20 protein-coding genes, 1 pseudogene and 1 other annotated feature are annotated in these 19,886 nt (G+C 51.7%); of the genes and pseudogenes, 10 read left to right on the forward strand and 11 right to left on the reverse strand.

Annotated features, from left to right (window positions below; all coding sequences use genetic code 11):
* The first annotated feature begins 6 nt into the window (after positions 1-6).
* The 7 genes from SK34_RS02795 to SK34_RS02825 all read left to right on the forward strand — a co-directional run bounded on the left by SK34_RS02795 (position 7) and on the right by SK34_RS02825 (position 5,993).
* Positions 7-1,119, forward strand: coding sequence for a 1-propanol dehydrogenase PduQ (locus SK34_RS02795; RefSeq protein ID WP_048232288.1), 1,113 nt, complete (start codon positions 7-9; stop codon positions 1,117-1,119).
* Positions 1,116-2,471: a cobalamin reductase PduS gene (gene pduS, locus SK34_RS02800; RefSeq protein WP_048232290.1), complete on the forward strand. Its 1,356-nt coding sequence runs from the start codon at positions 1,116-1,118 to the stop codon at positions 2,469-2,471. Before SK34_RS02795 ends, pduS begins: the two co-directional genes overlap by 4 nt.
* A 2-nt stretch (positions 2,472-2,473) precedes the next feature.
* Positions 2,474-3,028 (forward strand): propanediol utilization microcompartment protein PduT, encoded by a 555-nt coding sequence (gene pduT, locus SK34_RS02805; RefSeq protein ID WP_003030201.1) that lies wholly within the window; start codon positions 2,474-2,476, stop codon positions 3,026-3,028.
* Entirely contained in the window at positions 3,028-3,378 is a 351-nt protein-coding gene (gene pduU / locus SK34_RS02810; RefSeq protein WP_003030198.1) for a propanediol utilization microcompartment protein PduU, read from the forward strand. The genes pduT and pduU overlap by 1 nt, the downstream gene beginning before the upstream one ends.
* A gap of 4 nt (positions 3,379-3,382) precedes the next feature.
* A complete protein-coding gene (gene pduV, locus SK34_RS02815) occupies positions 3,383-3,835 on the forward strand; it encodes a propanediol utilization protein PduV (protein WP_003030195.1) in 453 nt (150 codons plus the stop codon).
* On the forward strand, positions 3,820-5,034 hold the full coding sequence (locus SK34_RS02820; protein ID WP_003030191.1) for an acetate/propionate family kinase: 1,215 nt from the start codon (positions 3,820-3,822) through the stop codon (positions 5,032-5,034). Before pduV ends, SK34_RS02820 begins: the two co-directional genes overlap by 16 nt.
* Before the next feature lie 92 nt (positions 5,035-5,126).
* On the forward strand, positions 5,127-5,993 hold the full coding sequence (locus SK34_RS02825; RefSeq protein WP_048232292.1) for a GHMP family kinase ATP-binding protein: 867 nt from the start codon (positions 5,127-5,129) through the stop codon (positions 5,991-5,993).
* A 40-nt stretch (positions 5,994-6,033) separates the two neighbouring features.
* Here SK34_RS02825 and SK34_RS02830 read toward each other — a convergent pair whose 3' ends face one another.
* The 7 genes from SK34_RS02830 to phsA all read right to left on the reverse strand — a co-directional run bounded on the left by SK34_RS02830 (position 6,034) and on the right by phsA (position 13,307).
* A complete protein-coding gene (locus tag SK34_RS02830; protein WP_003030187.1) occupies positions 6,034-6,369 on the reverse strand; it encodes a DUF496 family protein in 336 nt (111 codons plus the stop codon).
* 238 nt (positions 6,370-6,607) lie between these two features.
* Positions 6,608-7,666 carry an FUSC family protein gene (locus SK34_RS02835; RefSeq protein WP_003844262.1) on the reverse strand — a complete coding sequence of 353 codons (1,059 nt, stop codon included), beginning with the start codon at positions 7,664-7,666 and terminating at the stop codon, positions 6,608-6,610.
* A gap of 107 nt (positions 7,667-7,773) precedes the next feature.
* On the reverse strand, positions 7,774-8,241 hold the full coding sequence (gene sbmC / locus SK34_RS02840) for a DNA gyrase inhibitor SbmC (RefSeq protein WP_003838984.1): 468 nt from the start codon (positions 8,239-8,241) through the stop codon (positions 7,774-7,776).
* Positions 8,242-8,364: 123 nt separating this feature from the next.
* The gene (gene dacD, locus SK34_RS02845) at positions 8,365-9,537 is read right to left on the reverse strand and encodes a serine-type D-Ala-D-Ala carboxypeptidase DacD (RefSeq protein ID WP_032936755.1); all 1,173 of its coding nucleotides are present in this window, start codon (positions 9,535-9,537) and stop codon (positions 8,365-8,367) included.
* 139 nt (positions 9,538-9,676) lie between these two features.
* Complete coding sequence (gene phsC / locus SK34_RS02850; protein ID WP_003838979.1) at positions 9,677-10,444, reverse strand: thiosulfate reductase cytochrome B subunit; 768 nt, start codon at positions 10,442-10,444, stop codon at positions 9,677-9,679.
* Positions 10,441-11,019, reverse strand: a complete 579-nt coding sequence (phsB, locus tag SK34_RS02855; RefSeq protein ID WP_003838976.1) for a thiosulfate reductase electron transport protein PhsB — start codon at positions 11,017-11,019, stop codon at positions 10,441-10,443. The genes phsC and phsB overlap by 4 nt, the downstream gene beginning before the upstream one ends.
* A gap of 14 nt (positions 11,020-11,033) precedes the next feature.
* A complete protein-coding gene (gene phsA / locus SK34_RS02860) occupies positions 11,034-13,307 on the reverse strand; it encodes a thiosulfate reductase PhsA (RefSeq protein WP_048232295.1) in 2,274 nt (757 codons plus the stop codon).
* A 400-nt stretch (positions 13,308-13,707) separates the two neighbouring features.
* Between phsA and sbcB the strand changes: the two genes are divergently transcribed.
* A complete protein-coding gene (gene sbcB, locus SK34_RS02865; protein ID WP_003838973.1) occupies positions 13,708-15,132 on the forward strand; it encodes an exodeoxyribonuclease I in 1,425 nt (474 codons plus the stop codon).
* A gap of 59 nt (positions 15,133-15,191) precedes the next feature.
* On the opposite strand, the gene plaP is transcribed toward sbcB, so the two are convergent.
* The 4 genes and pseudogenes from plaP to SK34_RS02880 form a co-directional block, all read right to left on the reverse strand.
* On the reverse strand, positions 15,192-16,553 hold the full coding sequence (gene plaP, locus SK34_RS02870; protein WP_003030167.1) for a putrescine/proton symporter PlaP: 1,362 nt from the start codon (positions 16,551-16,553) through the stop codon (positions 15,192-15,194).
* A complete protein-coding gene (gene yoeI, locus SK34_RS25155) occupies positions 16,543-16,605 on the reverse strand; it encodes a membrane protein YoeI (protein ID WP_099045591.1) in 63 nt (20 codons plus the stop codon). The genes plaP and yoeI overlap by 11 nt, the downstream gene beginning before the upstream one ends.
* A gap of 162 nt (positions 16,606-16,767) precedes the next feature.
* Positions 16,768-17,752 (reverse strand): annotated as a pseudogene (locus SK34_RS02875) (LysR family transcriptional regulator).
* Between the two features lie 41 nt (positions 17,753-17,793).
* Positions 17,794-18,618, reverse strand: a complete 825-nt coding sequence (locus tag SK34_RS02880) for an SDR family oxidoreductase (protein WP_003838968.1) — start codon at positions 18,616-18,618, stop codon at positions 17,794-17,796.
* Between the two features lie 174 nt (positions 18,619-18,792).
* Here SK34_RS02880 and hisL point away from each other — a divergent pair, with 174 nt between their 5' ends.
* Together hisL and hisG are read left to right on the forward strand one after the other, a co-directional pair.
* A complete protein-coding gene (gene hisL / locus SK34_RS24610; RefSeq protein WP_100250077.1) occupies positions 18,793-18,840 on the forward strand; it encodes a his operon leader peptide in 48 nt (15 codons plus the stop codon).
* Positions 18,816-18,938 (forward strand) — a sequence feature (His leader region). (Overlaps the previous gene by 25 nt.)
* A gap of 45 nt (positions 18,939-18,983) precedes the next feature.
* Positions 18,984-19,883 (forward strand): ATP phosphoribosyltransferase, encoded by a 900-nt coding sequence (gene hisG, locus SK34_RS02885; protein ID WP_003030161.1) that lies wholly within the window; start codon positions 18,984-18,986, stop codon positions 19,881-19,883.
* Positions 19,884-19,886 lie beyond the last annotated feature (3 nt).

Below are 19,886 nucleotides of genomic sequence, written 5' to 3' on the forward strand. Positions count from 1 at the left end.
GCCGTTATGAATAGCTTTTCACTGCAAACTCGATTGTACAGCGGCCAGGGAAGTCTGGATGTGCTCAAGCGCTTCACGAATAAGCATATCTGGATTATTTGCGATGGTTTTCTCGCGCGTTCTCCCCTGATTGAAAAGCTGCGCAACGCTCTGCCAGCGGATAACCGCATCAGCATTTTCAGCGATATCACCCCCGATCCCACCATCGGCACTGTAGTTCAAGGGATTGCACAAATGCAGTCCCTGCGGCCGGACGTCGTGATGGGTTTTGGTGGCGGCTCAGCACTGGACGCCGCAAAAGCCATCGTCTGGTTCAGCCGACAGTTCGGTATTGAAATTGAAACCTGTGTCGCAATTCCCACTACCAGCGGTACGGGCTCCGAGGTAACCAGCGCCTGCGTGATTAGCGATCCGGATAAAGGCATTAAATATCCATTGTTTAATAATGCGCTTTATCCAGACATGGCCATCCTTGATCCAACGCTGGTCGTCAGCGTACCGCCAGCCATAACCGCGAATACCGGCATGGACGTGTTAACGCATGCGCTGGAGGCATACGTGTCCACGAAGGCCAGCGACTTCACCGATGCACTGGCTGAAAAAGCGGCTCAAATCGTCTTCCAGTACCTGCCTGTCGCCGTCAGCAAAGGCGAATGCCTGGCAACAAGAGGGAAAATGCACAATGCGTCAACGCTCGCGGGAATGGCATTTAGTCAGGCTGGACTGGGGATCAATCATGCGATTGCCCATCAGTTGGGCGGTCAGTTTCATCTGCCACACGGACTTGCCAATGCGCTGCTGCTGACCCATGTCATTCATTTTAATGCTCGCGATCCGCGGGCTGCGAAGCGCTATGCCCGTTTCGCTAAAGCCTGCCATTTATGCCCGGATAACGCGAACGATACAGCGGCATTGAATGCGCTCATTCATCATATCGAGCTACTCAAAAAACAGTGTGCGTTGCCTTCTTTAGTTGACGCGCTTAAAGACGGAAAGCAAGCCTGGTCGCAACGTATCCCGTCGATGGTTCAGGCCGCGCTGGCTGATGTCACGCTGCAAACCAATCCTCGTGTTGCCGACGCCAGTGCCATGCAGGAACTGCTTGAGGAATTATTATGAAGACAGCCATGACGGCAGAGTCCACGCTCTATGATGCGCAGACAATTCGCGAACGCGTTCGCGCAGCGGGCGTTGTCGGAGCCGGAGGCGCAGGCTTTCCTGCTCACGTAAAATTACAGGCGCAGGTCGATACTTTTCTGGTCAATGCGGCTGAATGTGAGCCAATGTTGAAAGTTGACCAGCAGTTGATGGCCGTCCAGGCTGAGCGACTTATCCACGGCGTTCAATATGCCATGACGGCTACCGGAGCCAGTTCCGGAATTATTGCGCTCAAAGAGAAATACCAACAGGCTATCAATGCATTAACGCCCCTTCTGCCTGCCGGGATCCGCTTACATATTTTGCCCGATGTCTACCCGGCAGGTGACGAGGTTCTGACCATCTGGATGGCAACAGGCCGGAGAGTTCCGCCTGCCGCGCTGCCGGTCAGCGTCGGCGTAGTGGTCAATAACGTCCAGACCGTGCTCAACATCGCGAGAGCAGTTGAGCAGCAGTATCCCGTTACGCGTCGTACCTTGACCGTTAACGGCGCAGTCGCCAGTCCCATCACACTCACAGTCCCTGTCGGCATGTCTTTACGTGACGTTCTGGCGCTGGCCGGGGGTGCAACCGTTGACGATCCCGGCTTTATTAACGGTGGTCCGATGATGGGCGGCCTGATTACTTCACTGGATACCCCAGTCAGCAAGACCACCGGGGGCCTGCTGGTTTTGCCTAAGTCTCATGCGTTGATTCAGCGGCGGATGCAGGATGAACGCACTGTGCTTTCTGTTGCAAAAACCGTTTGCGAGCAGTGCCGTTTGTGTACGGATTTGTGCCCAAGGCATTTGATCGGTCATGAATTATCCCCGCATCTGCTGGTTCGTGCGGTTAATTATCAGCAGGCGGCCACGCCGCAGCTACTGCTCACGGCCCTGACCTGCTCAGAATGCAATGTGTGTGAAAGCGTTGCCTGTCCGGTTGGGATTTCGCCGATGCGAATCAACCGCATGCTTAAACGCGAGCTGCGGGCGCTCAACCATCGTTATGAAGGGCCGCTAAATCCTGAGGATGAAATGGCGAAGTACCGGCTGATCCCAGTTAAGCGCCTTATTACCAAACTGGGCCTTAGCGACTGGTATCACGATGCGCCACTGGCTGAGACTGACTACTCCACAGATAAAACGACGCTGTTGTTACGCCAGCATATAGGTGCCAGCGCTATCCCATGTGTAGAACAAGGCGAATGCGTTGTTCGCGGTCAATGCGTTGCCGATGTGCCGTCCGGTGCATTAGGCGCGCCTGTTCACGCCAGTATTGACGGTATTGTCAGCGAAATCACTGAGCAATCCATCACGGTAATAAGAGGTTAATCATGTCTCAGGCTATAGGGATTTTAGAACTCACCAGCATTGCCAAAGGAATGGAAGCTGGCGATGCCATGTTAAAAAGCGCGAATGTGAATTTACTGGTCAGCAAGACCATCTGCCCGGGAAAATTTCTACTCATGCTCGGTGGTGACGTAGGTGCCGTACAACAGGCGATTGCCACTGGAACATCTCTTGCTGGCGATATGCTCGTTGATAGTCTGGTACTCCCCAACATTCATGCCAGCGTACTCCCCGCAATCAGCGGACTAAACAGCGTAGATAAGCGTCAGGCAGTTGGTATTGTCGAAACATGGAGCGTTGCTGCCTGCATCTGCGCCGCCGACAGGGCGGTTAAAGCCTCCAACGTCACGCTGGTCCGCGTCCATATGGCATTTGGTATTGGCGGCAAGTGCTACATGGTCGTTGCCGGCGATGTATCCGATGTGAATAACGCGGTGACGGTTGCCAGTGAAAGTGCGGGTGAAAAAGGCCTGCTGGTTTACCGCTCGGTCATTCCTCGCCCGCATGAAAGCATGTGGCGACAGATGGTGGAGGGATAATGGAAAGGCAACCCACCACGGATCGAATGATTCAGGAATATGTACCTGGCAAACAGGTCACATTAGCGCATCTTATCGCTAATCCGGGTAAGGATTTGTTCAAGAAACTGGGATTACCAGATTCGGTTTCTGCGATCGGTATTCTGACCATTACCCCTAGCGAAGCCTCAATCATCGCCTGTGATATCGCCACGAAATCAGGGGCGGTAGAGATTGGTTTTCTCGACCGGTTTACCGGCGCGGTGGTACTGACGGGCGATGTTTCAGCCGTTGAGTACGCGCTGAAACAGGTAACCCGAACGCTGGGCGAAATGATGCGTTTTACCGCGTGTCCCATCACCCGGACGTAATCTCATGAAACGTATCATGCTAATTGGCCCCAGCCAGTGCGGTAAAACGTCGCTCACGCAGTGCATGCGCGGAGAGGTGCTTCACTATCAGAAGACCCAGGCCATAGTCTGGTCTCCTACGACAATAGACACACCGGGTGAATATCTTGAGAACCGCTGCCTGTACAGTGCGCTACTGGCCAGCGCCTGTGAAGCGGACATTATTGCGCTGGTACTCAATGCTGACGCGCCGTGGTCACCATTTTCTCCCGGTTTTACCGGACCAATGAACCGACCCGTTATTGGCCTCGTTACCAAAGCCGATTTAGCCAACCCGCAGCGTATTTCTCTTGTGGAGAGTTGGTTAGTTCAGGCTGGTGCGCAAAAAGTATTTGTCACCAGCGCGCTGGAGAATACCGGGGTCGATGAGATGTTCATTTTTCTGAATGCAAAGGAACCTTCATGTCTCACAAAATAATGGCCATTAATGCAGGTAGTTCCTCGCTTAAGTTTCAACTACTGGCGATGCCGCAGGGTGAAATGATCTGCCAGGGGTTGATAGAACGTATCGGTTTGTCTGATGCACAGGTCACCCTAAAAACGCCAGCGCAGAAATGGCAGGAGACTTTGCCCGTAGCCGATCACCGTGAAGCCGTAACGTTGCTTCTGGAAAAACTGCTCAACCACCACATTATCAGCAGTCTGGAAGAGATCGACGGCGTTGGCCACCGCGTCGCACACGGCGGGGAATCCTTTAAAGACTCCGCGCTGGTAACTGATGAAACGCTGGCAGAAATCGAGCGCCTCGCGGAACTGGCCCCTCTGCATAACCCGGTAAATGCGTTGGGGATCGCGGTATTCCGCCAGCTATTGCCCAAAACGCCAGCCGTTGCGGTGTTCGACACCGCGTTTCATCAAACGCTTGATGAGCCTTCTTTCATCTATCCCCTGCCCTGGCGTTACTATGTCGAGTTGGGTATTCGTCGTTACGGTTTTCATGGTACCAGCCACAAATACGTTAGCTCACAGCTTGCTGAAAAACTGGGTGTGCCACTCAGCGCCCTGCGCGTTGTTTGTTGTCATCTGGGCAACGGCAGCAGCATCTGCGCCATCAAAGGCGGACAATCGGTGAATACGTCAATGGGCTTTACACCACAGTCTGGCGTGATGATGGGCACGCGAAGTGGCGATATTGATCCATCCATTTTGCCCTGGATAGCCCTGCGAGAAGGCAAAACACCGCAGCAGCTCAATCAATTGCTCAACAATGAGTCCGGATTGCTCGGTGTTTCTGGCATCTCACCTGACTACCGCGACGTTGAACATGCCGCAGATACAGGCAATCACCAGGCTGCGCTGGCGTTGACGCTTTTTGCTGAGCGCATTCGTGCCACCATTGGTAGCTATATTATGCAGATGGGCGGTCTGGATGCCCTGGTGTTTACCGGTGGTATTGGCGAAAACTCCGCACGGGCGCGCGCTGCGATTTGCCGTAACCTGAATTTCCTGGGTCTGGCCGTTGATGAGGAAAAAAATCAGCGTAATGCCACCTTCATTCAAACGGAAAATGCGATGGTCAAAGTAGCAGTGATTAATACCAATGAAGAGCTAATGATTGCGCAAGACGTTATGCGTTTAGCGATATCTGAAACTGTGACATTGGGCATTCCTGCATAATACTGCAGCACCTCAAATTGCGGCAAATCATGGTAATAGCGCGATCGCCATGACACTATGCGCCGAGGATTGCTGATCACATAGGTGAAGACGTGGCTGTTGCGCAATGTCCCGCATCGTGCGGAGAACTTATCCAGGGCTGGATTCTGGGCAGTGAGAAATTGGTCTCCTGCCCGGTTGAATGGTATAGCACCGTTGAGGTCACTTCAGGTTCACCGCTGACAGATGAACGTCCACTTTCGCGAGCAATGGTTGAGAGGTTATTGCTGCACTGGCAATACCCGGCACACATGAGTCAGGATATCCGAATAGATGTCCAGTCAACCATTCCTGTCGCTAAAGGGATGGCCAGCAGCACAGCGGATATCGCCGCCACGGCAATCGCCACGGCACAGTATCTGGGGCATCAGCTAGACGAATCCACTCTGGCGCAGCTTTGCGTTTCGCTGGAACCTACCGACAGCACCGTTTTCCGCCAGCTTACGCTGTTCGATCATAACGACGCCTCCACGCAAATTGCCTGTGAATCCCAGCCTCAACTCGATCTGCTGGTTCTCGAAAGTCCGGAAATCTTGCTTACTGCTGATTATCACCGTACTCCACGTCAGTCAGGGCTACTGGCGGGCGCCCCAGCACTGAAACGCGCATGGGAAAAGGTACAGGAAGCCTGTATCAGTCAAAACCCTTATCGGATGGGCGAAGCCGCCACGCTGAGCGCGATCGCCAGCCAGTTACTGTTACCTAAACCAGATTTTGATTCACTATTAGCACTGGTAGAAGAATGTGATTTATACGGTGTCAACGTCGCGCACAGCGGCAGCGTCGTCGGTCTGATGCTCGACAGAAGGCGTCATGATGTGGACTACATTAAATGGATGCTGACGCAGAAAAAATTGACAGTGCACTGGCCGGAACAACATTTGTTGCGGATGGTAACTGGCGGGGTCGAACTGCAATAAGGGCCGCCGCTAAGCAGCGACCCAAACGAGCATAAAATCGTTACTCAGCTTTCGCATCGGCGTTTTTCACTTCGCCCATCGCTTTCAGCTTTTTAGAGATGTCGCGGCGCTCTTTAGAGATCTCAGCGTTTTTGATGATGTAATCATCAACACGATCTTCATAATCGCTTTTCATGCTGGCGATAATGCCCTGAATCGCTTCCACGCTCATTCCAGGCTTGATGTAGTCGCTCAGGTTGTCCAACAGCAGAACGCGTTTCTGGTTGTCACGGATCTTTTTCTCAACGTCCTGAATTTCACGTTGCAGTTTGTTTTTACGACGGAACAGACGAACAAATTCCAGCACGTCCTGGAAAGAAGGCTTGGTAGTTTCCATTTTTACACCCCTGATAATGTGAGATTCGGATTCGTTAAAACAACGGCTAAAGTGGGTCAACATTACTTTCATGCCCGCCATACTTCAAGTTGCATCTGCATCGACAATGCATGGTTGAAACCTGAATTATCGAGGGTAAAGCCATTGCAGTTACCAATGGTTTTAGCCTTTTTCAGTATCATACCTCTAATCTTTGCTGAATCGAAGCAGCAGTAGAACCTATCGCCTCATCTGCTCTTTATTTGCGCAGCGCGCGACAGATTAAATGTGAGAGCAACTCCAGCTGTCGCGCCATTTCCATGTTCAACCAAACGTAGCCGTGAATGGGCGTTTCTGCGACATTATCGCCTTTATGCTCAGCAATGAGCTGACGCAACTCCGCCACGGTGTCATTGAGCTTTTCCGTATTGGCAAGCACCGGCTGCGGATTCCCTTCGTACAAGGCGTGGGTTATGGTCAGTAGCGCCTGCTGCGTCCTGAGCTGAGTTTCACGTAAAGTTTGCGCATTCAGCATGACAAAGTGGCTGGTGCGGCTGGCCCAAAGCGCATTAATTTGCAGTTCAAGCATGCAGACCAGATTGCGGTTAACCGTTTGAATAGCCTCAAAAATTGATTTTTGAATACGGGTTTCTTTACTGGCGGGAACGATGAGTCCGCGCATTTTGACAACGTCGCTTAAGAGCTGCTGTAAATGCTTCTCAAGCCGCGGTTGCTCAAGCAAATTAGGGGATAGCGCGGCCTGATACACCCGATTGTATCCCGTCACACAATGTGCCAATTGGATACGCCAGTGTATAAATGCCCGCTGCGGCCAGATGCCGGTAAACAGCATCGCCAGTAACGAACCCAAAATAACGTCGCCACCGCGCCATAACGCGGTATTCATATCTCCGGCAGGCGCCCCCACGACCACGGCAAGCGTAATGCCAATCAGCAGCGCCTGATACGGCCTTTTACCCAACGCCAACCAGCCACAGAGAAACATCGCCACCGCGCACCAGATCAGCATTAGCGGAAGCGAAAAGAGTTCCAGACGCAGGGCAATCAATCCAAGCACCGAGCCCAGGATTGTTCCGCCTATACGCTCAAACGCTCTGGGAACAACGTTACCCCAAAAAGAAATTGGCCCCATAATCACCACCAGCGTGATCAGAGGCCATGTACCTTCGGGAATGTTTAACAGGCGTACCAACAGAAAAGTAAGAAGAAACGCCAGCGCAATGCGAATGCCATGCACCACACGATAATGACGATACAAACGAATTTCAAAAGGACTCAGCGACTTATCTGCACGCACTCATGCACTCCGTCAGGGAATAGCAAAGAAGCGAATTGTACCTGTTTTTACGGTGAAAACATCATCCTGATGACCAGGACATTCATCCTGATTTACACCAAAAACAGTTACTTCAACTGTACCGGCACGTACATTTCAATGTCCCAGTAACCGTCCTCCATGCCGTTGTTCAGATAAACTTCAAAACAGGGTTTAGCGGCTATCGCATACGTCGAATCCTGCATCAGGCGCTCAAAAAACTGATACCACGGCGTCGCGAAGTCATGATTTTCAACGCGCGCAACGGCTATAGCATAGTCGCCACCTGCCAGCTCGGTCTGGATCACCCCTTCACTGTTTTCCGGGATCTCAAAACCTTCAGGCACAGACACCACGGTATCACAACGCAGTTTTTCCGCCGGAACAACGTCAGGATTGTCGTAATAAACGGCTATCCATTCCAGCGGTACGATCTGCTTACCGTCGACCCACATCATTAACTGTTCGAAACCTTGCTTTACCGTTTGTTCCCACGGTCCAACCATATGGAAACCGGCAATTATGCGTTTCTCGACCTGCTTTATCTCGTACTCCATATAACCTCCGTTATTACACTGTATTTATATACAGTGTAATTTTTAGGTATGACGGCCACAAGGAATCAGTGATTATTATGTGAGCAGATTCGCACTCTTGCCAGTCAGGCACATCAGGAAAAACTACGCCTTATGGCGGAAGTAATCGCTCAGACGCGAGAAGACGCCACCTTCGTTGACAGACTCCAGCGTAACCAGAGGCCAGTGCGCCACCAGTTTATCCCGATCGTAGAGTTCAATTTCCCCCACACGTTGATGGGCAGCGATGGGGGCGACCAGTTCTTTCTTATCAAGAACATATTTTGCCTTGATATTCGCGACTTCGGCTTTAGGCAGGGCCATCCAGAAATCCTGCTCTGTGCCAAGGCTAATTTTTTCTTTATCGCCATACCAGATCCGTTCAATACCGACCTGCTTACCGCTACGTAAAACCTGCACGGTATCGAAGTTCTTTTGTCCCCATTGCAGCAATTTTCTCGCCTGGTCTTCACGTCCTTTCGCACTCTCCGCCCCCATCACAACCGCAATCAGGCGGCGCTGCCCATCAACAGCAGAAGCAATCAGGTTGAATCCAGCGCCGGAGGTATGCCCAGTCTTCAGACCGTCGACGTTCATGGTTTTATCCCACAACAAACCGTTACGGTTTTGCTGCGTGATTCCGTTCCAGGTAAGGCTTTTTTCACTGTACATATGGTAGAAATCCGGCTCTCCATGGATGATAGCTCGCGACAGCACGGCCAGATCGTAAGCTGAGCTATGCTGACCTGGCGCATCCAGACCATGTACCGTTTCAAAATGCGTGTCACGCAGGTTCAGCTTTTGCACATAGTTGTTCATCATCGCGACAAACTGTGGCTGCCCTCCGGCGATGTAATCCGCCAGCGCCACACAGGCATCATTACCGGAATCAACAATTAACCCGCGACTCAGGTCGCGTACAGAAACGCGATCCCCTTCTTTCAGGAACATTAAGGATGAACCGACGAATACCGGATTATCTTTCGCCCAGGCGTCGCGCCCAACGGTGACAATATCTGTCGGACTAATACGCTTGCTGTCGATTGCGCGATCGACAACATAACCAGTCATCAGCTTGGTCAGGCTGGCAGGGTTGCGCTGCTGGTGTTCATTTCCGGCTGTCAGGATTTGGCCCGTGGTGTAATCCATTAATACCCACGCTCCGGCATTAATCGCAGGTGGCTGTGGGGAAAAGCTTACGACCTCGGTCGCGTACGCGGGCGAAAAACTCATCGCAAAGAGTGAAGCGGCAATAAACAAACGGCGTTTCAACAGCATGTCCTCAGGAAATGGAAAAATAGCCGTTCTTTTTACGGAAGTTCTGGCGAACAAACATGGATAAATTGCAAGAAAATGTGACATAAGGCACATTTTCTTGCTGTAAGGAAAGGTTTTCAGATATCAACCGCGGCGGGCATTAGCCTTTGCGCGGTGCTGTCTCTGCGTGATGGCTGCGATGACGATGATAGCCATCTATCATGCTGCGGAAAATTTGCCCCGGTGTGTCACCCAGCGTGCACAGGTAAATATGTGCACAGATGAACAGTAAGCCGACAATCGCCAACACCATATGCAGCACCAGCATCACAGGCCCTGCCCCTATTACCTGCGGGTAGAGACATAACAACCCGGTAATGATCAACAGCGGAACCAGCGCATACATGATGGCCAGATAAGCCAACTGTTGTAGCGGGTTGAATTTACTCTCTGCCGTTGCTGCAAACGGGTGCGGCTCACCTTTCATGATGCCATACAGATAAAAGCGCGTTTGCAACAAGCAGCGTGATATCAACCCGTTAAACTTCACCCGATAATGACAACCGTTGCCGCTGGTTGCGTTGATTAGCACAAAACCAACCCAGAAGGCCAACAGGGCGAAACCGCACCAGGTATGTACCTGCACCATCAATGCCACCGGTCCGACAGAGAAGTGCCCAAACAGGCCACTCAGCAGAAGCAGGATAAAAAGCAGCGCATTACCCCAGTGCCAGCGGCGAACTGCCAGCGAATAGAGGTAATCCCGATGTTCTTCTCCAGTAGCTGTTTTGGGTGACAACATCCGACGTAACAGCGCGTGTATAACCAGGCCCGCAATCATCAGCACAATAACAACGCCTGCATAAATGAGCCACAGCGGCCAGTAGTCCGGCGCATAGTTAAGCTCTGCTCCCCAGATAGAATTCATGCTTTACCCTCCTGATGGATCTCTTTACGCCGATAAACACTCACCGGGCCGCTACGCGTATCCTGCTGGCGATAAACCTCTTTTTGATTTATCCAGTGCTGAATTTCCGGGTCGTCACGACGACCAAATTTCAGCGCATCCGTCGGGCAAACGGAAACGCAGGCGGGCGATTGTCCAGTCTCCAGTCGGGTATCTGCACAGAAGTTACATTTGTCGGCAATTCCCGTTTGCGGATTGAGATAACGAACGTGGAACGGACAAGCGGCAACGCAATAGTCACAGCCAATACAGCGAGACTTATCCACTTGCACAATGCCATTTTCGTCGCGAAATGACGCACCGGTCGGACAAACGCTGACACACGGCGCATCTTCACAATGCTGACAGGAAACGCGAACAAACTGGAAGTGGGATAGCACCTCGGGTTCATGTTCAGGTGAACGGATCTGCACCTGTAGACGGCTAAATCCCTCTGGCACGTCATTCAAAACTTTGCAGGCAACCGTACATGCCTGACAGCCGATACAGCGTTTCTCGTCATGCAGCATGACATAAGGGTTTGTTGCTTGATTCATGATGTTCTCCTTTCTCATGCCCGACGAAGCGTAACGCCAGCGGTGTGCACCACTGTACCGGAAACCGGACTGGTGACATGCGGAAGCAAATTACCGCAATGGATACCGTGCGTTGTCGCCGCGGTTTTGGCTCCCGCCTTGGCGCCAAACCCCATATAAACAAACAGCGTATCGGGCCGAATTCCGGCGGTGACCAGCGCTTTGCCTTTTTCCTTGCCGGTCGCATTTTCCAGCCAGATGTCATCGCCGCTTTTGATGCCTTTTTCACGGGCCGTTTGCGGGTGGATCCACACCGCGTTGTCCCACATCAACTCGCTAAGCAGTGGCACGTATTGCGTCGCACCGTTGGTATGAACCGCCACTTTTCCCTGGATAAAATAGAGCTCACTATCGCCTTTGAGCGCAAAATTGCGCGCGCGCGGAATACCGTAGCCAGGCAGGAGCGTCTCCAGCTCTTCAGAATAAAGCTCTATTTTTCCTGAAGGGGATTTAAAGCGCAGTTGCTCGCCATAGGTACCGTCGCTGTCAACCGACACCGCGCCCGGATAGCGTTCCACAAACTGACGCACCGCTTCAGGTTCACGCAGCAGTAACGGAACACCCCACTCCCGATACCCTTTCTCACGCAGTTCAGCAGACAGCGCATGATCGCCATTAAGCTGGTATAACTGACGCGTTTGCATATCCTGCCATGGGTAGAATTGCCCAAGGCCTAACTGCACGGCCAGCTCTTTCCAGATTTGCCAGCTTGGACGCGCATCACCAATAGGTTCTACTACCTGCTGGCGCAGGGCATAGGCTGGATTCAGACCCGACATGTCTGAAACTTCTTCATCGCGCTCAAGGTAAGTACATTCAGGCAAAAGGTAGTCGGCATACGCCGCGCTTTCGCTTAGATAAACATCACAACTGACCACAAGGTCGAGCTGTTCAACGGTTTTGACCAGATCCGGTCGGCAGGTAACGGTTTGGAAAGGGTTGTGTCGGGACATAATCCATCCCTTCACCGGATAAGGCGTCTGGTTTAACACAGCATCAATGATGCTTTGCACCACACCACCGCCCGCCGCGATGTACTTAAACTGCGGGGCTACCAGATCGATACGCTGCGCCGTTGGCTTGGGTAATTTGACATCGGGTTTTGCCAGCACCGGAGCGACCTTCTCTCCGGCCAGCTTATTATAAGTTGCCGCCGCTTTTTTCTGGTATAAACCGCCTTCACGCTCAATATTGCCAAGCAGCACATTGAGGGTAAAAATCATGCGCCGCATATCAATTTCTTCTTGCGAGAACGTCGCACGATGGCCCGGGCTGACGATAGCATGAGGCGCGCAGGCGGCCATTTCTCGGGTGACCCGAACAATGACATCAGCAGGCACATCAGCTTGCTTTTGCGCCCATTCCGGCGTGGTCTCTTGTACTGCTTCTGCCAGTTGGTCAAACCCTGTGGTGTAGCGCGCAACGAAGTCCGCGTCATACAATTTTTCATTGATCATGACGTGACACATGGCCATCAACACCGGCAAGTCGCCGCCCGGTTTGAGCGCATGCCATTCATCCGCCTTGCTGGAGAAGACGGACAGACGAGGGTCGAAGCTGACCATTTTTGCGCCCTTTTCCTGCGCCATCATCAGTTCATGCGTTTCGGCAACCTCAATTCCTTCATAAAGGTTGTGACCAAAAGAGACCATATAACGGGTATTGGCGATATCCATGGCCAAATCGCCGCCCATCATCACTTTGGCGGCAATCGATTTTCCGGCCGGGCATGTCGACGCGTGCGTAAAGGTGTTTGGCGATCCGAAAGCCGTCGCCAGTTGAAATAAATGCCCTGAAAGCGAACCGGATTTAGAAGAAAACACGACGCCCTGAGGACCATGCTGCGTTTTGATTGCCGTCATTTTTTCGGCAATTTCTTTATACGCTTGTTCCCAGCTAATAACCTGCCATTCTCCGCTCCCGCGAGGTCCTGTGCGTTTCATGGGTTTAACAATACGGTGCGGGTCGTTGACCAGGCTAACGCCGCTGCCGCCACGAGCGCAGACACGTGTCCCTTGCTGGGGCGCATTAGGGTTCCCTTGAATAAAAACCGTTTTATTATTAATTACCTGTGCCTGTATCGGGCAACGATAAGAACACATTTCACACAAACTTGGCGTCAGGGATGTTTTCCCCTTAATGCTCTCTGGAGAAATACGCGCCAGTGCGCCTGGCGGAAAACTTCCTATCGCGCAGGCAGAGCAACCTATACCTACTCCTCGCAAAAAATTACGCCGACTAATGCTCATATAACCTCCTGTTATTAGATATATCCAATGATTATATGGCGTTTAGAATATTTATTTTTTACATCAATCACATTTCATTACAATGCATGACAGCGAATTGACACAAATAAAAACTCTTTGTTTATAAAAGACTTTTAAAGTTTCCAGAACACAATAAAAGAAGAAGAAAATAACAATAATGGTTATCAATTAGATTGTTTACAAATCCGCAACTCCAAGATATTTTATTTCCGTAATTTATTTTAACAGTGCGGAATTTATTAATTAATTCTATAAAAGTCCTGTTTATCTCAACTTTATTGCGTACACAATCCAGCTTCGATAATACCATAGCTGATTATCTCACTATTTTTTGGTATTCTTGGACGAGCGCTAAATTGATCCCGGACATAACTGAACAATGAATGACGGCAAGCAGCAACCTGGTTTTCTCTTCCACGATTACGAGACCTTTGGCACCCATCCGGCGCTGGACAGACCCGCGCAATTTGCGGCTATCCGCACAGATAATGATTTCAACATCATCGGTGAACCAGAAGTCTTTTATTGCAAACCCGCGGACGATTATCTGCCGCAGCCTGAGGCGGTGTTGATTACGGGTATCACACCGCAGGAAGCACGTGAAAAGGGAGAGAATGAAGCCGCTTTTGCCGCGCGCATCCACGCCCTGTTCACCGTGCCGAAAACCTGTATCCTGGGCTATAACAACGTGCGCTTCGATGATGAGGTGACGCGCAACATCCTGTATCGTAATTTCTACGATCCCTATGCCTGGAGTTGGCAGAACGATAATTCGCGCTGGGATCTGCTGGATGTGATGCGCGCCTGCTATGCCCTGCGCCCTGAAGGCATTAACTGGCCGGAAAACGACGACGGCTTACCCAGCTTCCGCCTGGAGCATTTGACTAAAGCCAACGGTATTGAGCATGCCAATGCTCACGATGCGATGGCGGACGTATACGCCACGATCGCAATGGCGCAATTAGTGAAGTCGCGCCAGCCGCGTCTGTTTGATTATCTCTACAGCCATCGTAATAAGCACAAGCTGGCCGCACTGGTTGATGTCCCGCAAATGAAACCGCTGGTCCATGTCTCTGGTATGTTCGGCGCATGGCGCGGTAACACCAGTTGGGTGGCGCCATTGGCGTGGCATCCGGAGAATCGTAACGCGGTTATTATGGTCGACTTAGCTGGTGATATTTCGCCGCTGCTCGAACTCGACAGCGACGCCCTGCGCGAGCGGCTCTACACGTCTAAAGCAGATCTGGGTGATAACCCGGCCGTACCGGTTAAATTGGTGCACATCAACAAATGCCCGGTACTGGCACAGGCGAATACCCTGCGTCCGGAAGACGCCGACCGCCTTGGCATTAACCGCCAGCATTGTCTGGATAATCTTAAAGTTCTGCGCGAAAACCCGCAGATACGCGACAAAGTGGTCGCGATCTTTGCCGATGCGGAACCCTTTACTCCATCAGATAACGTGGATGCCCAACTGTACAACGGCTTTTTCAGCGATGCTGACCGTGCGGCGATGAAAATCGTTCTGGAAACCGAACCACGCAATTTACCGGCGCTGGATATCTCCTTTGTCGATAAGCGCATTGAAAAACTGTTGTTTAATTACCGTGCACGTAACTTCCCGGGAACGCTGGACGAAGCTGAACAGCAGCGCTGGCTGGACCATCGTCGCCAGGTATTCACACCGGAGTTTTTGCAAAATTATGCCAATGAATTGCAGCTATTGAGCCAGCAATATGCGGATAACAAAGAAAAGTTGATGCTGCTGAAATCACTCTGGCAGTATGCCGAAGAGATTGTATAAATCCCACGTATAAAAAAACGGAGAACATGTCTCCGTTTTTTTTCAGCTAAATGCAGTTATTACGCGATATCTTCGTCGTACTGTGGGACCGGGTTGCGGAAGCTTTTGGTCACGCAAGCAAGGTAGATCAGACCGATACCCGCCCAGATCAGGCCCAGGACCATTGAGCTTTCTTCCAGGTTCACCCACAGCGCGCCAACGGTCAGCGCACCGCACATTGGCAGGAACAGGTACTGGAAGTGATCTTTCAGCGTCTTGTTACGCTTCTCACGGATCCAGAACTGGGAGATTACCGACAGGTTAACGAAGGTAAATGCCACCAGCGCACCAAAGTTAATCAGCGCCGTCGCCATCACCAGGTCGAAGTTGATTGCCAACAGAGCAATCGCCCCAACCAGAATGATGTTCATGGACGGAGTACGCCATTTCGGGTGTACATAACCGAAGAAGCTTTTCGGGAATACGCCGTCACGACCCATCACGTACATCAGACGCGCAACGCCTGCATGCGCCGCCATACCGGACGCCAGTACGGTAATGGTAGAGAAAATCAGCGCGCCGACCTGGAAGAACTTACCGGCAACATACAGCATGATTTCCGGCTGCGAAGCATCTGGATCCTTAAAGCGCGAAATATCCGGGAAGTACAACTGCAGCAGATAGGTGGAGACGATAAAGATCAGGCCACCAATCAGCGCAGTCAGGAAAATCGCACGCGGGATCACGCGCTCAGCGTCTTTGGTTTCTTCTGACAGGTTGCTGATACCGTCAAAACCGGTGAACGAGAAGCACAGGATGGTCGCACCGGTGATCATCGGGATCACGTGCGCATCACCGGACCAGAATGGGCGACTGCTCGCCAGCGTACCGGCACCTTCCCCTTCGAACACGCCATAAACGACCATGCCGAGGATCACCGCAATCAGCACCACCTGCAACAACACGATCACGGTGTTGAAATTCGCAACGGATTTGAGGCTGCGCAGGTTGAAGGCGGTCATAAAGGCCACCAGCGCCACCACGAACATCCACGATGGAATCGAGGGCACCAGCGCTTCAAAATAAATTTTCGCCAACAGAATGTTGATCATCGGGGCGAACAGGTAGTCCAGCAGTGATGACCAACCCACCATAAAGCCAACGGTCGGGCTAATGGATTTCTGGGCGTAAGTGTAGGCAGAGCCTGCAGACGGATAGCGGCGTACCAGTTTACCGTAGCTCAGTGCGGTAAAAAGGATGGCGATCAGTGCAAAGGCGTAAGCTGTCGGGACGTGACCATCGGTCATTCCTGATACGATACCGAATGTATCGAACAGCGTCATCGGCTGCATATAGGCAAGGCCCATCATGACAACCGGAACCAGCGTAAGCGTTTTACGTAATTCCACGCGAGAGGTGTTTGGAGTAGCGTTATGCGACATGGTTATCCCCCATTACGGCGAAAACCGTCGCGTAAGCAAAAAATTGCCCCATTTTTTGTTAATCCTCAGCGACAACAACTGTCGATTTTTAAGTAAGTATCTATCCGGTACGAAGCCCGGCCTCTTTTATGAATGATTGGTTTGATGCAAAAAAATAACCGACGCGTATTAAAACGTCGGTTAATGTCATTTTTTGCAAGCGGCGTATTTTGCACTAAATTGGGGAGAAATAACAAGAGATTGAAGTGGCCACAAAAGAATATTTTTTCTTAACTGATTGATTTGTCAGCAGCCGTTTTAACATACACCCCCGCAATAGCACTATTTGCTAAAATTTCATCTCGCCACCAGGCACTGGCCAACCCGGCGGTCTGTTCATTCCAGCCTATCCACACGGGTTCAAGGACAATTTGCGCGACCACTTTTTTCTCAATCAGTGCGCCGCTCTCCAGAAATCGCTGCGCCAGATAGCGCGGAATATAGCCACATCCCAGGCCGCTGATTTGTAGTTCCAGCTTGGTTTTGAAGTCAAAAACGGTAATGGCTTCCTGATCGTCAAGCACCTGAGAACCTGAGACATTGGCATGCTGCGCATTGTCGCCCACTACAATGGCGCGAAAACGGCGAATAGTGCGACGATTTAACGGTTCCTGTTCCTGCGCCAGCGGGTGATGCGGCGCAACCACAAACACCTGTTCCAGAACCCCCAGCCGTGCAAAGCCAAATTCGCTCGCTGCAGGGGGTTCATGCATGGCACCGACAATAATATCCGCCCGGCCCTGAATTAGGGCATCCCATGAGCCGCCCAGCACGCCATTGATAAATTTCAGACGCGTCACGCTGTGGTGTTGATAGAAAGACTCGATGAGTGGGGCCAGCAATGAAAAGGGAAAGGTATCATCTACGCCAATAACCAGTTCATTCTCCCAGCCTTCGTGTAGTTTAATGGCCTGCTTTTCGAGTTCACGGACGGTATGCAGCACCTCCCGCCCCTTTTCCAGCAGCATCTGTCCGGTGCGGGTGAACTTAGCCCGGTGCCCGCTGCGATCGAGTATCTGAATATTAAGATCGCTTTCCAGCTTATGGACGGTGTAGCTAAGCGCAGACGGCGTCTTAAATAATTTTGCCGACGCCGCCGCGAAACTGCCCTCTTTTTCTAAGGCATCGAGGATGATAAGAACGTCCAGCAGTGGTTTCATACTCGCCCCCTGGCGGTATACAGCGGCACTCTGCTGGCTTGTCACTCCATCGGCATCACCAGCGGATCAGGATACTGGTACTCAAACCCAAGCTCATTACAAATACGGTTGCCATCAATGACTTTACCTTTACCGTTATCCGTACCGTCGCGAAATTCCGGCGGCTCCATCCCCAACTGGCGGGCCATCTGCGGATAGAACACGTTACGCGCCGGATGCATAGGCGCACATATATTATAGATGTGTCCCCCTTTAGGCGCTTGCAGCAGTAACGTGATGGCAGAAACCACATCGTCCAGATGCACCAGATTGACGCCATGATGTCCGTCTGGCGCCGTCTTGCCGGCAAAGAAGCGACCAGGATGTCTTCCCGGACCAACTAACCCGGCCAGACGCAAAATATCCACCGACGTGCCAGGTAAATTGTGCAACCAGTCTTCAAGTTCTTTCAGAACACGGCCACTTGCCGTGACCGGATTACGCGGCGTCCCCTCTTTCACTATTCCTTGAACGTCACCATAGACTGACGTCGAACTGGTAAAAATAATTCGCGGGATCCGATACGCCAGCGCGCTGTCGACCAGTTCCTGCATTGCCTGCAGGTAAAATGCTTCCCCAGGACCGCTACGGCGTGCAGGCAGCGTAATAACCAACGCATCGGCGTCCATCAGTGCGTCGAGATCGTCAGCCTCACAGACCAGTTCAGGTTCCAGGCGCAGCGAGTAACTCTCGATACCGCTCATGCGGGCCGCTTCCACCCCATCCAATGTGGTTTTGCTGCCGGTAACCTGCCAGCCTCTCGCCGCCAGCGACATGGCTAACGGCATGCCTAACCAACCTAATCCGACAATTGCGACCTTTTTCATGCCTTCTCTCCTGACTTTTGGCCTATAACGCAAGGCTACGCCAGCCCACGGTGGCTGACAATTCATAGTATCAATATGAAATGAATTAATGATCAAAAAAAGCCCTTGCTTTCCGTAGCTAAAGTGGTTTAGGTTAAAAGACATCAAATGAATAAACATTCATCGAGAAAATTTATGACACGCGCTCAATTCAAACACCATCATCACCATCATCCTGACTAGTCTTTCAGGCGATGTGTGCTGGGAGACATTTAAATCTTCCAGCGGTGCATGAGCGTATGAGAAAGCCCCCGGAAGATTTCTTCCGGGGGCTTTTTTTTGTGCGTGACCCAAACTGATTCAGACAGGATAACGAGGAATAAAGAATGTTAGACAACACCCGTTTACGCATAGCTATGCAGAAATCTGGCCGTTTAAGCGATGATTCACGCGAATTGCTGGCCCGTTGCGGTATTAAAATTAATCTTCACACCCAGCGCCTGATTGCAATGGCAGAGAATATGCCTATCGATATTCTGCGCGTACGTGATGACGATATACCGGGTCTGGTGATGGATGGCGTTGTTGACCTCGGCATCATCGGGGAAAACGTTCTCGAAGAGGAACTGCTCAACCGCCGCGCACAGGGTGAAGACCCTCGCTATTTTACCCTGCGTCGTCTGGACTTCGGCGGCTGCCGTCTCTCGCTGGCAACCCCGGTTGATGAAGCCTGGGATGGCCCGGCAGCGCTGAACGGTAAGCGTATCGCTACCTCTTACCCACACCTGCTCAAACGTTATCTCGATCAAAAAGGGGTGTCGTTTAAATCCTGTCTGTTAAACGGCTCTGTAGAAGTCGCTCCCCGTGCGGGTCTGGCCGACGCGATTTGTGATCTGGTGTCCACCGGCGCAACGCTTGAAGCCAACGGTCTGCGTGAAGTGGAAGTCATTTACCGCTCTAAAGCCTGCCTGATTCAGCGCGACGGCGAAATGGCCGACGCCAAGCAACAACTGATCGACAAATTGCTGACCCGTATTCAGGGCGTTATTCAGGCTCGTGAATCCAAATACATTATGATGCACGCGCCGAGCGAGCGTCTGGACGAAGTTATCGCCCTGCTGCCTGGCGCTGAGCGTCCGACCATTCTGCCGCTGGCCGGCGACCAGCAGCGTGTTGCCATGCACATGGTCAGCAGCGAAACCCTGTTCTGGGAAACGATGGAAAAACTGAAAGCGCTCGGTGCCAGCTCAATTCTGGTGCTGCCAATTGAGAAGATGATGGAGTGATAG

This window comes from Citrobacter sp. MGH104, from assembly GCF_001034485.1.
GTDB classification, from domain to species: Bacteria; Pseudomonadota; Gammaproteobacteria; order Enterobacterales; family Enterobacteriaceae; genus Citrobacter; species Citrobacter freundii.